The sequence below is a fragment of the Pseudomonas sp. SJZ074 genome (assembly GCF_007828215.1).
GTDB lineage: Bacteria > Pseudomonadota > Gammaproteobacteria > Pseudomonadales > Pseudomonadaceae > Aquipseudomonas.
This window is the reverse complement of the sequence record NZ_VIUE01000007.1, coordinates 45,974-60,031: the sequence shown is the minus strand read 5'-3', so window position 1 is coordinate 60,031 and position 14,058 is coordinate 45,974. Positions and strand designations below refer to the sequence as shown.

Annotated in this window: 10 protein-coding genes; 7 read left to right on the top strand and 3 right to left on the bottom strand. The window is 62.5% G+C overall.

The features are described 5' to 3' along the window. Positions 1 to 8 precede the first annotated feature (8 nt). Positions 9 to 3,512: a non-ribosomal peptide synthetase gene (locus FBX99_RS10735; protein WP_145131541.1), complete on the top strand. Its 3,504-nt coding sequence runs from the start codon at positions 9 to 11 to the stop codon at positions 3,510 to 3,512. 32 nt (positions 3,513 to 3,544) lie between these two features. Further along, positions 3,545 to 4,009 carry an SRPBCC family protein gene (locus FBX99_RS10730; protein WP_144929774.1) on the top strand — a complete coding sequence of 155 codons (465 nt, stop codon included), beginning with the start codon at positions 3,545 to 3,547 and terminating at the stop codon, positions 4,007 to 4,009. Between the two features lie 107 nt (positions 4,010 to 4,116). Here FBX99_RS10730 and FBX99_RS10725 read toward each other — a convergent pair whose 3' ends face one another. After that, a complete protein-coding gene (locus FBX99_RS10725; RefSeq protein ID WP_144929775.1) occupies positions 4,117 to 5,997 on the bottom strand; it encodes a methyl-accepting chemotaxis protein in 1,881 nt (626 codons plus the stop codon). Positions 5,998 to 6,250: 253 nt separating this feature from the next. Between FBX99_RS10725 and FBX99_RS10720 the strand changes: the two genes are divergently transcribed. The 3 genes from FBX99_RS10720 (at position 6,251) to FBX99_RS10710 (ending at position 10,333) form a co-directional block, all read left to right on the top strand. Then, positions 6,251 to 6,751, top strand: coding sequence for a sigma-70 family RNA polymerase sigma factor (locus FBX99_RS10720; protein ID WP_144929776.1), 501 nt, complete (start codon positions 6,251 to 6,253; stop codon positions 6,749 to 6,751). Further along, positions 6,741 to 7,742: a FecR domain-containing protein gene (locus FBX99_RS10715; protein ID WP_145131539.1), complete on the top strand. Its 1,002-nt coding sequence runs from the start codon at positions 6,741 to 6,743 to the stop codon at positions 7,740 to 7,742. The genes FBX99_RS10720 and FBX99_RS10715 overlap by 11 nt, the downstream gene beginning before the upstream one ends. Positions 7,743 to 7,828: 86 nt before the next feature. Further along, a complete protein-coding gene (locus tag FBX99_RS10710; RefSeq protein WP_145131537.1) occupies positions 7,829 to 10,333 on the top strand; it encodes a TonB-dependent siderophore receptor in 2,505 nt (834 codons plus the stop codon). Positions 10,334 to 10,408: 75 nt separating this feature from the next. Here FBX99_RS10710 and FBX99_RS10705 read toward each other — a convergent pair whose 3' ends face one another. Beyond that, a complete protein-coding gene (locus FBX99_RS10705; RefSeq protein WP_144929779.1) occupies positions 10,409 to 11,482 on the bottom strand; it encodes a fatty acid desaturase in 1,074 nt (357 codons plus the stop codon). Positions 11,483 to 11,582: 100 nt separating this feature from the next. Here FBX99_RS10705 and FBX99_RS10700 point away from each other — a divergent pair, with 100 nt between their 5' ends. After that, positions 11,583 to 12,587 (top strand): AraC family transcriptional regulator, encoded by a 1,005-nt coding sequence (locus FBX99_RS10700; protein ID WP_144929780.1) that lies wholly within the window; start codon positions 11,583 to 11,585, stop codon positions 12,585 to 12,587. Between the two features lie 143 nt (positions 12,588 to 12,730). On the opposite strand, the gene FBX99_RS10695 is transcribed toward FBX99_RS10700, so the two are convergent. Further along, positions 12,731 to 13,417 carry a Crp/Fnr family transcriptional regulator gene (locus tag FBX99_RS10695; protein WP_145131535.1) on the bottom strand — a complete coding sequence of 229 codons (687 nt, stop codon included), beginning with the start codon at positions 13,415 to 13,417 and terminating at the stop codon, positions 12,731 to 12,733. Between the two features lie 85 nt (positions 13,418 to 13,502). On the opposite strand from FBX99_RS10695, the gene FBX99_RS10690 reads away from it, so the two are divergent. Next, the gene (locus FBX99_RS10690) at positions 13,503 to 14,027 is read left to right on the top strand and encodes a DUF962 domain-containing protein (RefSeq protein ID WP_144929782.1); all 525 of its coding nucleotides are present in this window, start codon (positions 13,503 to 13,505) and stop codon (positions 14,025 to 14,027) included. The last annotated feature ends 31 nt before the right edge of the window (positions 14,028 to 14,058 follow it).

The following is a 14,058-nucleotide window of genomic DNA, read 5'->3' as shown; positions in this document are numbered from 1 at the left end:
AGCTGCCGATGAGACGCCTCGAAATTGCAGTGCCTGGCACCAGCCAGGCCATGGCCGAACTGGCCCAGGAACTTGAACTGCACGGCCATGGTGTCGTGACGATTCAATCTCCGGCGGTCGACTTGTTGATCGACGATGGTACGGCGCCGTGCGCCATTGAAGTCCGCTCACGCCTTGAGGTGCGCGTAGCGCTGCGAACGGTGCCCGGCGAAGCATTGCCGCAACCAGTCATTATTTTTCGCGACGGTGCGCAGCGGCTGTTATGCCAGGAGGTGATAGCTCCGCAAAGCGGCAACGGTCAGTCCTTGCGGCTACAGGCCCTGGCGGTGGTAGTTGAGATCGGGGCGCGGCTGGTCAGCCAATTATCCCGGGATGACACCGGCCTCAATCACTGGCCGACGGTACAGGCCGACGCTGCCGAACACCCGTTACAGGGGCTCGATGCGCTGGACACGCTGGCCTTCGAGCATGGCCTCAACCGGCCGCCAGTGCCCTGGCTGCTGGCCGCCGCCGAAGTGCCGGTGATGCACGGCATCGAACAACGCATGCTCGATGATGCGGTGCTACCGGCGCTGTGGGTCGAAGGCCAGCTCACCGACTACAAGACCTTGCGCACCCAGGCGCTGAGGTTGCAGCAGGCAATGCTGGAACGGCTGGGACACGCGCAATCCGTAGGAGCAAGGCTTGCCCGCGATGTCGACACAGCGGTACCCAACCAGACCGAGTCATTCGTCCCGGGCAAGCCTTGCACCCACAAGCCTAGCTCTCAAATGGTGATTGCGGTGTGTCTGTCCAAATCCGCGCCGTTATATGCGGCAATCCTGGCCGTGCTGGGCTGTGGCGCCGTGTACCTGCCACTGGACCCGCAACACCCCGTGCAGCGTCGACGCTTCATCCTGGAAAGCGCCAAGGCCGACCTGCTGCTGCACGATGGCGACAGCGACTTGGGCGATCTGCCCGTGCCCGCGCTGAACATACATAGGCTGCCAGCGCTCAAGCCGGGCATCCCCGTCTCGCTGATCCGCCGCTCGGTGGCCATCGACGAGCCGGCCGTGGCGATCTACACCTCCGGCACCACCGGCCAACCCAAAGGCGTGCTGCTCAGCCATCGCAACCTCAGCCATTTCTGTGCCTGGTACAGCGATTACGTCGGGTTGCAGCGCGACAGCCGGGCGTTGCAGTTCTCCACCATCAACTTCGATGCGTCGCTGCTGGATATCCTCCCGACCTTCCTCCAGGGCGCATTGCTGGTGGTGCCCAGCGAAGACCAGCGCCGCGACCCGCAGCAACTGGTGGCGTTGATTCACGAGCAGCGGGTCAGCCACGCATTTCTCCCCCCGGCGCTACTGAGCGTGCTGCCGCTGGAGGCACCGCTGGGCCTGGCGCACCTGATCACCGGAGGGGATGTCTGTGAGCCGTTCGTGATCGAGCGACTCGCGCCCCAATGCCGCTTCCACAATATCTATGGCCCGACTGAAACCACGGTACTTGCCACCACGCGGCAGTTTGGCGTGGGTGATAACAACCGCAACCTCGGCGTGCCCATCGCCAACGCTCGAGTGCTGATCCTCGATGAACAGCTGCAACCGGTGCCCCAAAGCGTACCCGGTGAGCTCTACATCGCCGGGCCGGGCGTCGGCCTGGGGTATCTGCACGACCCGACACTGACGGCCACGCGGTATCTCGACCTGACCCTGCCAGACGGGCAAAGGCTGCAGGTCTATCGCACCGGCGACATCGGCCAGTGGAGCGACAACGGCATCGAACTGTGCGGCCGGCGCGACAACCAGGTGAAGATCCGGGGTTTTCGGGTCGAACCCGAGGAAATCGAACATTGCCTGCGCGAGAGCCAATTGTTCCGCCAGGTGGCGGTGGGTGTGGACGAGCGCCGAAGGATCCTGGCGTTCCTGGTCCATCCCCGGGAAGACCAGCCCGGCGCCGCCCTTCAGGCGCTGCGCGAGCATGTGCAGGACACGTTGCCCAGCTACATGCACCCGGGCGCCTACATCGAACTGCCCAGCCTGCCCTACACCAGCAACGGCAAGGTCGATCGCCGCGCCTTGCTCACCCTGTCGGTGCAGGTCCAGGCCGGCGGCCAACGACGCCAGCCGCAGAACCCGCTGGAAACCCAGTTGCAGCAATTGTGGGCCGAGCTGCTGGAGCTGCCGGCCGAAGACATTGCCACGGACGAAAGTTTCTTCAACCTGGGCGGGCATTCGATCCTGCTGTCGCAATTGCTGCTGAGCATTCGCCAGACCTTCGGCCGCAGCCTGTCGATCAATCGCTTCATCGAGGCGCCGACGCTGATGACCTTGGCGAAGCTGCTCGACGGTCCCGAACAAAGCGACACATCGGTGCTCAGTCCCCAGGCCTTCATCGATGCCGAAGCCGAACTCAACATCGAACCGCTGCCCATCAGCCAATGCGGTGATGTGCACAAAGTGGTGGTAACCGGGGCCAACAGCTTTCTCGGCGTGCACATTGTCGAGGCGCTGCTGGCCTGGGGCGCCACCGAAGTGGCCTGCCTGGTGCGCGCGTCCGCCGGACAGAGCGCGGCAGAACGCTTTTCCCAGGCCCTGCGGGACAATCGCCTGACGCATCTGGACCTGAGCCGGGTCAGCGTCTATGCCGCCGACATCACCCAACCGCAATTGGGTTTACCGGACGATGTCTACACCCGTATCGACCGGACCTTTGGCGCCCTGGTGCACAACGCCGCCCACGTCAATCACGTGCTCGACTACGAGTCCCTGGCGCGGGACAACGTGGAGCCGATCTTCGAATGCCTTCGCCTGTGTGAAGGGCGCAGCAAGAAGATCTTCAATTTCGTCTCCACATTGTCGGCCTCCAGTGCCTTGGACGCCGACGGCCAGGTCCTGGAACAGCCCGCCGCACCGACGCCACCGATCTACATCAAGAACGGCTACAACCTGTCCAAATGGGTCGGCGAACGGATCCTGCAACGGGCACGGGACCGCGGGGTGTGGGTTAACCTGTTCCGCCCGGGCAACATCAGCTTCAACAGCCTGACCGGGGTCTGCCAGCCCCATAAGAATCGCTTGATGCTGATGCTCAAGGGCTCGATCCAACTGGGCCAGGTGCCGGATCTGTCGCTCAACTTCGATCTGATGCCGGTGGACTTCCTGGCCCGCTTCATCGCCTTTCACGCCAGCCGCTACCAGCCCACACAAGCGGTGTTCAACCTGCACAACCCCGAGCCTTTGAGCTGGGACGCCTACGTAGCGTCGTTCCGCGACAGCGGCCGGGAGTTTTCCCTGGTCAGCGTCGCGGACTGGCAACGGCAACTGGGCCGGGTCGATGCCGACAACGCGCTGTTCGGTGTGCTGGGGTTCTACCTCAACGGCTTTGAGGAAGACATCGGCGACATTTCGATGATCCGCCACGACAACGCCCGGACCGGGGTGCGGCAGATGGGTGCCCGCTACCCGGAAAAATCCCCGGCCCTACTGCGGCGCGGCGCCGACTACCTCAAAGCCATCGACTTCATCTGAAGCCATCCAACCCAAAAGCAAGGAGCAAGACCATGAATGCATTTCAACCCGACACCCTGATCAGGAATCCTCAAGCCTGCCACGTCGAAACCTCAGTGGAGGTCGCGGCCGACGCGGCCAAGGTCTGGGAATTGGTGGGCGACTTTGGCGGTTTCAACCGTTTCATTCCGGCGCTTGCGCGTATCGAAATGACCGGCGAGGGGGTGAGGTCCCTGCGCAAGAAGTTCTTTGTCGATGGGCAGAACCTGGTGGTGGAACAGCTCAACAGCCGTGACGACCAGGCCATGCACATGACCTGGACGCTGATCTACAACACCCTGGGCATCGACAACCTGTGGGCCGCGATGCGCGTCGAGCCCTTGGCGAATAACCGCTGCCGCGCCACCTGGACCATCATCGCCGACCACACCGATGCCCATTCGCCGTCGGGGTTCAGGGATTTCCTGCAAGGCTTTGCCGATGAGGCCATGGGGAATGTGCAGAAAATGTTCGCCTAGGTAGTCCCCTTGTGGGAGCGGGCTTGCTCGCGAAGGCGGTGTGTCAGCCAACAAGTGATTTGCTGATACTCCGCTTTCGCGAGCAAGCCCGCTCCCACAATACTGGATCAGATCTTGAAGCTGTCCACCAGTTGCTTCAGCCGATTGGCCTGTTGGGACAAGGCATCGCAGTCCTTCAGGGTTTCATTGAGGTTGGCCACGCTTTGCTGATTCAGCAGGTTGATGTGGCTGACATCCATGTTGAGGGTTTCCACCACGGCGCTCTGTTCTTCGGTCGCGGCGGCCACCGACTGGTTCATGCCATCGATTTCACCGATCCGCTGCGTCACGCTGACCAGCCGCAGGCCGGCCTGGTTGGCCACTTCCACGCTTTCTTCGCTGGACATCTGGCTGGCGTTCATCGTCATCACCGCTTCACGGGAGCCGACCTGAAGCGAGGTGATCATCTTGTGGATTTCTTCCGCCGACTCCTGGGTGCGGTGCGCCAGGTTGCGCACTTCATCGGCCACCACCGCGAAACCACGTCCGGCTTCACCGGCGCGCGCCGCTTCGATGGCGGCGTTCAAGGCCAGCAGATTGGTCTGCTGGGAAATGCCCTTGATCACGTCCAGGATGTGCCCGATGTTGTCGGTGCTGGCGTTCAGGGTTTCGATCTGGGTGCACGAAAGGCTGATTTTCTGCGACAGCTCCGTCATGGCCTGGATGGTTTTTTCAACTACCTGACGACCGTCGTCGGCCTGTTCGCTGGCACCGCTGGCCTGTTGCGAGGCGTCGGCGGCATTGCGGGCGATTTCCTGGGTCGCGGCACCCAGCTGGTTGATGGCTGCCGCCACGCTATTGGTGCGGGCGCTCTGTTCATCCGAACCGACGAGAGAGGCGTTGGACGACGTCATCACGCGCTGCGACAGGTCATGCACCTGGCGGGTGGCGGACGACACTTCGGAAATCGAGGCGTGGATCCGCTCCACGAACTGGTTGAACGAGCCACCCAACACCGCGAACTCATCCTTGCCTTGCACGACCAGACGCCGGGTCAGGTCGCCTTCGCCCTGGGCAATGTCCTGCATGGCACGGCCCATGGTGGTCAGCGGACGCATCAACACCTGAATCAACAGGCTCAGCAGCAACGCGATGGCCGCGACCGCGACAAACATCGCAATCAGCGCGGATGTACGGAACTGGCTCAGCGGCGCATAGGCCTTGGCCTTGTCGATCGACAGGCCGATGTACCACTCGGCGCCCGGCAGGCCGGTCACCGGAGTGAACGAAAGGATACGATCCTGCCCGTTCAGCTCGACGTCCTGGATACCTTTGCCGATGCGCACAGGCGTACCGGGGTAGATGTCCTTGAGGTTCTTCATCACCTGGTCCTTGTCCGGGCTGACGATCACCTGACCGTCACCACTGACCAGGAAAGCATGGCCGATGCCACCGAAGTCCACCGAGTTGATGATTTTAACCAGGGTATCCAGGCTGAGATCGCCGCCCACCACACCCAGCAATTCACCGCTCTTCTTCACCGGCAGGGCAATGGTCACCACCAGCCCACCGACGGCGGCCGAATAAGGTGGGGTCAGCATGGTCTTGTCGGCGCTCACCGCCTGTTTGTACCAAGGGCGCTGACGCGGGTCGTAGCCGTCGGGCATTTTTGCGTCAGGACGCTGGGTGAATACCCCGTTGGCCTGGCCTACGTAAGTGAACTGGAAATTCGACGTCAGCGCCGGCTGGTCGACCAACCCCGCCAGATCGGCGTTAGCACCCTGGTGCGCAATGTTCTGCGCCAGGTTTTCCAGCACCAGCACGCGCCCGCTCATCCAGTTCTGCACGCTGCTGGCCGTCAGGTCACCGGATTGCTCGATGGAAGATTCGAGGCTGCGGCCGATGGTGTTGCGTTGCAGATAATCGTTGTAGAGGGTGAACAGGGCAAACGCCAGAACCACCACACCAGAGGCGGCCAGAAGGATTTTATGACTGAATTTCAAATTCATCGATGAGGCTTCTTATGCAGGGAGTGGGGGTGCGTTCCGGTTGCACGATCCATGTAACAGCGCGGGCAGGACGTGTGGCCTGCTCCACTTTGGTGCACACATATCAAGCTGTCGGCCAAAGGCTGGAAAAAATTAGCGTTTAGAAGAAATGGGCGACGGAAGGCCCCGGCGGGGTGAACGGTGGTTGCAAATTCACCAGCCCATGATGACAATGCGACACATTATCATTTGCAACGTCAAGCCCGTCGCGTTCATGTCATCTTCCGAGTTTGCAGTACAGGCGCTCTACAGCAATCATCACGGCTGGCTCAATACATGGCTGCGCAGCCGATTGGGCAATGCTGCCGATGCGGCGGACCTGGCCCACGACACGTTCGTCCGCCTGTTGCAACGCAGCGAGCGCCTGGAACTCAAGGCTCCGCGGGCATTCCTGCGCACCATCGCCCAGGGCCTGGTGATCGACCACTGGCGGCGGGAAGAAATCGAGCGCGCCTACCTCGAAACCATCGCCCACCTGCCACAAGCCGAAACCCCGGGTGCCGAAGCCCAAGCCTTGATCCTGGAACTGCTGGAAGCCATTGCGCGGATGCTCGAAGGCCTCAAGCCGAAAGTACGCCGGGCCTTTGTGCTGGCCCAGTGCGAGGGCCTGACCTACAAGCAGATCGCCGAACAGATGGGTATCTCGTTGCGCTCGGTGGAGCGTCATGTGGCCGATGCGCTATACCACTGCTATGTGTTGCGCTATGAAAGCTGAGCCGCTGGATAACACCCGGATCCACCGCAGCGGCCCGCCGCAGCAGGTCGTCAGGCAAGCGATCAATTGGTTGCTGCGCCTGCGCGACCACGCTTGCGATCCCGCCCTGCGCCGACAGTGTGACGCCTGGCGCGCTACCGACCCGGCCCACGAACTGGCCTGGCAACGGGTGCAATCGCTGCACAGCGAACTGACCGCGAACCTACGGGCAGTGCCCGGCGTTCATACGGCCCTCGATACCTTGGAAAACAGTGCCAAGGGCCTTGCTCGTCGCCAGGCACTGAAGCTGCTGTCGGGCCTCGTGCTGGTGGGTGGCGCAGCATGGCTGGGGAAAAATTCGCAATGGCAACCGTGGAGCGCCGACTTCGCCACCGCCACGGGTGAACGACGCGGCTTCCAACTGCCGGACGGTACCCGACTTGAACTCAACACCCACAGTGCCGCCAACGTGGACTTCAACGCCGACCATCGCCGGGTGACCCTGCTGCGCGGTGAAATCATGCTCACCTGCAACCGCGATACCGCACGCCCGTTGCGAGTACAAAGCCGCCACGGCCTGTTCGAAAGCGTCGAAGGGCGCTTCGTCGTGCGCCAGGACAGCGATTGCACGCGCTTGAGCGTCACCCACGGCACGGTGGCGATCCGCTCCCATCCCAGCGCCAGCGGCGCGCCCATGCAGGTGAGTGCCGGGCAAAGCTACGTGATCACCCCGTCGTCCGCGACGCTGGCGCCATCGCCGGATATGGACGCCGGCGCCTGGACGGATGGGTTGATTGTCACACGCAACATGCGCCTGGAGGACTTCCTCAACGAGGTAGGCCGCTACCGCCCGGGTTATCTGAAATGCACGGCGGCCATTGCCGATCTGCGCCTGTCGGGGGTATTTCGCCTGGAGGACACCGACAAGCTGCTGGCTGTTTTGCCCCGCACGCTCGCGGTGCAGATACGCTACCGAACCCGGTGGTGGGTCACGGTGGAGCGCCGGGTCTGATTTTTTTTTGGCGGGTTTCCGGCCGGTGTCCGGCTAGGACAGTAAGCAACGCTTATCTGCCTTCAGCGACTCCAATGGAACCTACAATGACTGAGCGCTCACTTCACCGTAATGCCCTCGCCCGCTCTTCACAACCGGGCCTGTTGCACCAGACCGTCCACGCCGCGCTGTTCTCCACTGTACTGGGTATCGGCGTCCTGCCGCTGCTGACGGTCGCTGCCGACAATGGCGTGACAACCAGCCATCAGCGCTACAACATCGCTCCAGGCCCGTTGAACGAGGTATTGAATCAATTCGCCCGCCAGGCAGGCATCACCCTGGCCAGCACGCCGGCACAGACCAACGGTGTTCAATCCCCCGGACTCAAGGGGGACTACTCGCCCGACCAGGCCCTGAGCCATCTGCTCAGCGGATCGGGGCTGGTCGCCGTCAGCCAGGATGGCAGCAGCTACGTGCTGCAAGCCGCCCCCGCCGACAACACCCTGGAACTGCCGACCACGGACATCCGGGGTTTTGCGTTGGGCAATGCCTTGGGCAGCATGGAGGGCTACAATGCCACCCATAGCCAGGTCGCCACCAAGACCAGCACCGCACTGCGGGAAACCTCGCAGAGCGTGTCCGTGGTCACCCGAGAACAGATGGATGACCAGGGTGCGCAAACCGTGTCCCAGGCCATGCGTTATACCCCCGGCGTGCTGACCAACCCCTACGGCGCGACCCACCGTTACGACTACGTGGCCATGCGCGGTTTCAACGACGGTTCGGTGGACAACATCTACCTGGACGGCCTCAAGTCCATGGGGGACAGCGGGACCTACAGCTCCATGCAGGTCGACCCCTATTTCCTGGAGCGGGTCGATATCCTCAAGGGACCGTCCTCGGTGCTCTATGGCCGCAGCTCCCCAGGAGGCCTGGTGGCACTCACCAGCAAGAAACCCTTGTACGAGGCCTACCGCCAGGTCCAGGCCACGGTCGGCACCCAGGGCCAGCGCGGCATGGGCTTCGATTTCACCGGCCCGGTGGATGACGAACAACGCCTCACCTATCGCCTGATCGGCCTGGCGGACACCTCCGACACCCAGTTCGACCACAACAAGGAAAAGCGCTTCGCCCTGGCGCCCACGGTGAATATCGACTTCAGCGAAGACACCTCGCTGACGCTCCAGGCCTACCTGCAGCATGACCCCGATGGCGGCTACCACGGTGGCATGCCGGCCGATGGCGCCTTGCACCCGCGCAACGGCCGGCGGATTTCCGAACACTTCTTCGAAGGCGAGCCTGGCATCGACCGCTATGAACGTGACCAGCAGTCGTTCGGCTACCAGTTCGAACATCGCTTCAACGACATGTTCACGGCCCGGCAGAACTTCCGCTATCTGAATTCGGAGGTCAAGAACGACCAGGTCTACGCCTTCGGCTGGACCACGCCCACCAGCAATGAACTGAACCGCTACTACACCGGCGCCGAAGAAAAACTCCACTCCTTCATTGTCGATAACATGCTGCAAGCCGAGTTCTTGACCGGTGCGATGAAGCACACCCTGCTGATGGGCGCCGACTACCAGCGACGCAAGACCGTGGTCGATTGGACCAGCGGCAGCCTGGCCCCGATCAATGCCTTCGACCCGAGCTACGGCAACACCGCCATTACCTACTTCAGCCCCACCAGCTACCTGCGGCGCCTGGAGCAGACCGGCGTCTACCTGCAGGATCTGATCGAGCTGGACCATTGGCGCTTCTCCCTGGGGCTGCGCCAGGATTGGGTCGAGACCTCCGATGAAAACCGCATTGCCGAATCCGGCCGCCCGCAAGGCACCGAGATCAACGACAAGCGCACCAAGCTCACCGGCCGCGCCGGCGCGCTGTACCTGTTTGACAACGGCCTGGCGCCGTACATCAGCTATTCCGAGTCGTTCAACCCCAACTCCTATGCCGACAGCGCCGGCAACCCGCTGCCGCCCACCGACGGCAAGCAGTGGGAACTGGGCTTGAAATACCAGCCGCCGGGCACCGACGACCTGTACACGGCCTCGCTGTTCCGCATCGACCAGGAGAACCTGGCGACAAAACTGCCCCAGGAAAATTTCTACCGCGCCATCGGAGCCGTACGCTCCCAGGGCCTGGAGCTGGAAGCGCACCTGCAACTGACCGAGCAGCTCAAGATGCTGGGCAGCTACACCTTTACCGACATCGAATATTCGAAATCGATGATCAGCACCCTCAGCAGCGCCACCGACATCATCGAAAACAAGGGCAACTCGCCGACCCAGGCCCCACGCCACATGGCGTCGCTCTGGGCTGACTACCGCTTCGACAGCGGCGCGCTCGATGGCCTGCGCCTGGGTGGTGGCGTGCGCTACGTCGGCTACAGCTGGGCCGACGCGGAGAACACCATGAAGGTGCCGGCCTATACGCTGTTCGATGCTTCGGTGGGGTATGACCTGGGCAAGGTCGGATTAAAAGGCGTGGACGTTCGCTTGAACGCGAACAACCTGACGAACGAAAGCTACATCGCCTCATGCGCCAGCCTGAGCTTCTGCTACCTGGGCGAAGAGCGCAACGTAGCGGCTACCGTGAGCTATCAGTTCTAGTCATAACCCATTCCTGTGGCGAGGGAGCTTGCTCCCCCGCCACAGGTTTCGCCGCTGTTCTTCGCACGGACCGCCTCAAGCTCGGACCGTATCTCCACCTTCCCTGGCGACGCTCTCCTGACGCACGAACCGGTTCGCCCGGCCAAAGGTGCCGAAGTCATTGAACCGTACCCCCATCTCACGCATTACCTCGTGTGCCACCGGCACCGTCAGTTGACGGATATAGAACGGTTCCTTCACCACAAAATGATGGATGCCGTGACTGCTGCCGAAGTTGAAGCAGAACGCCTGCAACGGCCACAGCCACCACGGGTTGAGTACCTGGGTTTGCTGGATGACATTGCCCGGTTCGACGTCGCCGTAGTAATGCATGTTGGAACTGATGAAGTGCAGGCAAAAGGTGCGCAACACGTTCGGGCCGATGATCACCACCGCCGCGATATTGATCACGTGCATCATCACCAGGGTGTCCGCCGACCAGTCAATCGAGGTACCGAACAGGCCGGCAAGGCCATTGGCTCCGTGGAAACCGAGAAACATGTACCAGGCTCCCCAGTGCAGCAACGCCAGCGGGAAATACACTTTCAGCGTGCGTTTGAGGATGCTGCGCCTGTGCGCCCAGGTCCTGGCCCGCAACAGACGGATGAGCGCCGACATGACGTTGTCACCGACCATCAGCAACCGCAGCGGCCCCCAGGGTTCGCCGTTGGTGATGGCCCGTTCTTCCAGGTCGGCCTCGGTGCCGGACATCTTGTGGTGATTAAGGTGCAGGTGACGGCGGATCCACGGATTGATGGTGCTCGGCCGCGCCAGCCACACCAGCCCCATCATCAGGTTGTGGGGCAAGCGTTGCTTGCGGAAATACATGCTGTGGATCAGGTCGTGTTCCAACTCATGGGTCAGCGAGGCGAAAAAGGCATTGAGCAGCAGGCATGCCCAGCCGGCCAGGTGTCCATTGATATAGAGCAGCGCCGATCCGATCATCCCCGCCAGGGCAAACGCCAGAATGCCTGCACCCAAGGCATCCTGATGGAGCAGGATCGGGTAGCGTCGGCGCAATGCTTCGCCTCGGGCCAATACCACTTGGCGAATATGGGCGGATCGCTGTTGTGCATTCAGTCGTTCGGGACTTGCGCTACGGCCATGCATGGCTTAAATCCTCTGTTAGAGATGTGCTCATCCTGACCAGCGTTGCTGCGCAGGGTGATAGCCGTAGACGCCAACCTGTTGACCGCAAGCGCCAATCATCATGACCGAACCCACCACCCTCGCCAGCTGGACCCGCGCCCTGCGCAAACAGCTCGATGCGCTGGGCCTGGATGGCCATGCCTTGTGTCTTGAGGCGGGGCTCGACCCGCAGTTGATGGACGATCCGAACGCCCGCTACCCGCTGTCAGCCACCACCCGTTTATGGACATTGGCGGTGCAAGCCAGCGGCGATCCGGCCATCGGCCTGCGGGTATCGCGCTTCGTCAGCCCCACGACGTTCCACGCCTTGGGTTACGCCCTGGTGGCCAGCGGTAGCCTGCGGGAAGTGTTCGAGCGCATCGTGCGCTATCACCCGGTGGTCAGCGATGCGCTGACGCTGCAACTGAGTCGCTGCCAAGACCGTTACCGCTTCACCCTTGATGTGCCCCAGGGCCGTCCCATGCCGGCTTTCGAAGCCATCGACGCGTTCACCGCGATCTACGTGCGCACCTGTCGCAACCGCCTGGGACGCGACTACGCACCGCTGGCGGTGTACCTGCGCCGCCCTGAACCGGCAGACCCCGCGCCGTGGCATAAAGCGTTCCGCTCGCCGGTGCATTTCGCCGCCGAACAGGATTACCTGGAGTTCAGCCTCGCCGACTTCGACAGCCACCTGGACGACGCCAACCCGGAGCTGGCCGAACACAACGAAGCGGTGCTCAAGCGCACCCTCGCCCACCTCCAGCCGCTGACCTGGGAGCGCAAGGTGCGTGCAGCCATCGAAGCCCAACTACCCGAAGGTGAACCCAGCGCCGAACGCATCGCCCAAGCCATGCACCTGAGCCTGCGCAGCCTGCAGCGACACCTGGCCGACGAAGGCTGCCGCTTCGACGCGCTGCTCAACGAATGCAGGGAAAACCTGGCGCTGCTGCACCTGCGCGATCCCCAATGCTCGTTGAGCGAAGTCGGCTACCTGCTGGGCTTTGCCGACGCCAGCAGCTTCAGCCGCGCGTTCAAGCGCTGGACCGGGATGACGCCAGGGCAGTTTCGGGAGGGGTTGCGCTAGTTTTTTGTGTCGGCCGCAATTCCCTGTGGGAGCGGGCTTGCGCCGGGTGGCGATCCGACGAAAGCGATGGATCAGTTGCGGTGCTGGTGAATCTGCCGGCGCCTTCGCGGGTAAACCCGCACCCACACTGATTGTGAGATCACTCAGGTGGCACTAAGCGCCCGCAGGCGCTCGATGTCGAGGATCTCGATTTCGCCGTAACCGAGGTGAAGGATGCCCTGGCTTTGCAGGTCCTTGAGGATCTGGTTGGTGGTCTGGCGCGACAGCGACAGCATCAATGCCAGTTGTTCCTGGGGTAGCTGCAGGACCTGGCGCACCGCGTCGGTCTCACCGTAGCCTGCGGCGATCATCAGCAAACGGTGGGCGACGCGGGCCGGGGCGGGCATCAGACTCAGGTGTTCGAGGCTGATGAAGGTCAGGCGCAGTTTGTGGCTCATCAGCAGGGCCAGGTGCCGCCAGTAGGCCGGCGCTTCTTCCAGCAATGCCAGCAAGGCCGCTTGAGGTAGATGCAACAAGGTGCAAGGGCCCACACACACCGCGTCGTGGGTACGCGGCTGACCATCGAACAGACAGATTTCACCGAACCAGTGCGGAGCCTCGATCACGCTCAGCAGCGCTTCTTTGCCCTGCTCGTTGACCGCACCGACCCGCACCGCGCCTTCCAACACGGCGTAAAGACCACACGGCGGGTCGCCGCGCTTGAAGAGCCGATGCCCCGGCGAAAGACGCCGCACGCGAGAAATGCCCAGCAGACTATTCTGCAGTTCAATGGGCAAATGGCTGTACCAGTGGCCGGCCATCAGGTGCGAATGCCAGGGGTGCGAATTCATGGAAACTCCGGGAAGTGTCGGCTAACTGACAGAACGCCTTGTAGATCCTGGGCATCATGCAGGCATCACCTCAGGAGGAACAACAATGAAAAGCCTCGTCGATCATCTCAGTCAATACGCCGCCTATCACCGCGATCCGCGCAACATCGCCAGCCACTTCATTGGCATTCCGCTGATTTTCGTCGCTGTCGCCGTGCTGCTGTCACGACCGGGCTGGCCAACGGGAGCGGTACTGCTGTCGCCGGCAATATTGGTCGCGGCGGCCAGTGCCTGGTTCTACCTGCGCCTGGAGTTGCGCCTGGGTGTGCTGATGACGCTGCTGCTGGGCCTGGCCGTGTGGCTGGGGCAGGTATTGGCCGCGCAAAGCACATTGGTATGGCTGGGCAGTGGCCTGGGGATGTTTGTGGTGGGCTGGGCGATCCAGTTCGTCGGTCACTATTACGAAGGCCGCAAACCGGCATTCGTCGATGACCTGACCGGGTTGATCGTCGGGCCGTTGTTCGTGGTGGTCGAGGCAGGATTCCTGCTGGGGCTGCGGAGCGAGCTGAAGCGGGCCATCGAAGAGCGCGCCGGCCCGGTGGCCTTGCGCAGTCAGCGCTCGGCGGCGTGACCCCCCCGCGAAATAAGGTGGGCTTTGTGGG

Excerpts from the sequence above, each read along its gene's own strand:
- FBX99_RS10690 (WP_144929782.1), top strand. The coding sequence starts at position 13,503 with ATGAAAAGCCTCGTCGATCATCTCAGTCAATACGCCGCCTATCACCGC.
- FBX99_RS10705 (WP_144929779.1), bottom strand. The coding sequence starts at position 11,482 with ATGCATGGCCGTAGCGCAAGTCCCGAACGACTGAATGCACAACAGCGA.
- FBX99_RS10695 (WP_145131535.1), bottom strand. The coding sequence starts at position 13,417 with ATGAATTCGCACCCCTGGCATTCGCACCTGATGGCCGGCCACTGGTAC.
- FBX99_RS10730 (WP_144929774.1), top strand. The coding sequence starts at position 3,545 with ATGAATGCATTTCAACCCGACACCCTGATCAGGAATCCTCAAGCCTGC.
- FBX99_RS10720 (WP_144929776.1), top strand. The coding sequence starts at position 6,251 with ATGTCATCTTCCGAGTTTGCAGTACAGGCGCTCTACAGCAATCATCAC.
- FBX99_RS10710 (WP_145131537.1), top strand. The coding sequence starts at position 7,829 with ATGACTGAGCGCTCACTTCACCGTAATGCCCTCGCCCGCTCTTCACAA.
- FBX99_RS10715 (WP_145131539.1), top strand. The coding sequence starts at position 6,741 with ATGAAAGCTGAGCCGCTGGATAACACCCGGATCCACCGCAGCGGCCCG.
- FBX99_RS10700 (WP_144929780.1), top strand. The coding sequence starts at position 11,583 with ATGACCGAACCCACCACCCTCGCCAGCTGGACCCGCGCCCTGCGCAAA.
- FBX99_RS10725 (WP_144929775.1), bottom strand. The coding sequence starts at position 5,997 with ATGAATTTGAAATTCAGTCATAAAATCCTTCTGGCCGCCTCTGGTGTG.
- FBX99_RS10735 (WP_145131541.1), top strand. The coding sequence starts at position 9 with ATGAGACGCCTCGAAATTGCAGTGCCTGGCACCAGCCAGGCCATGGCC.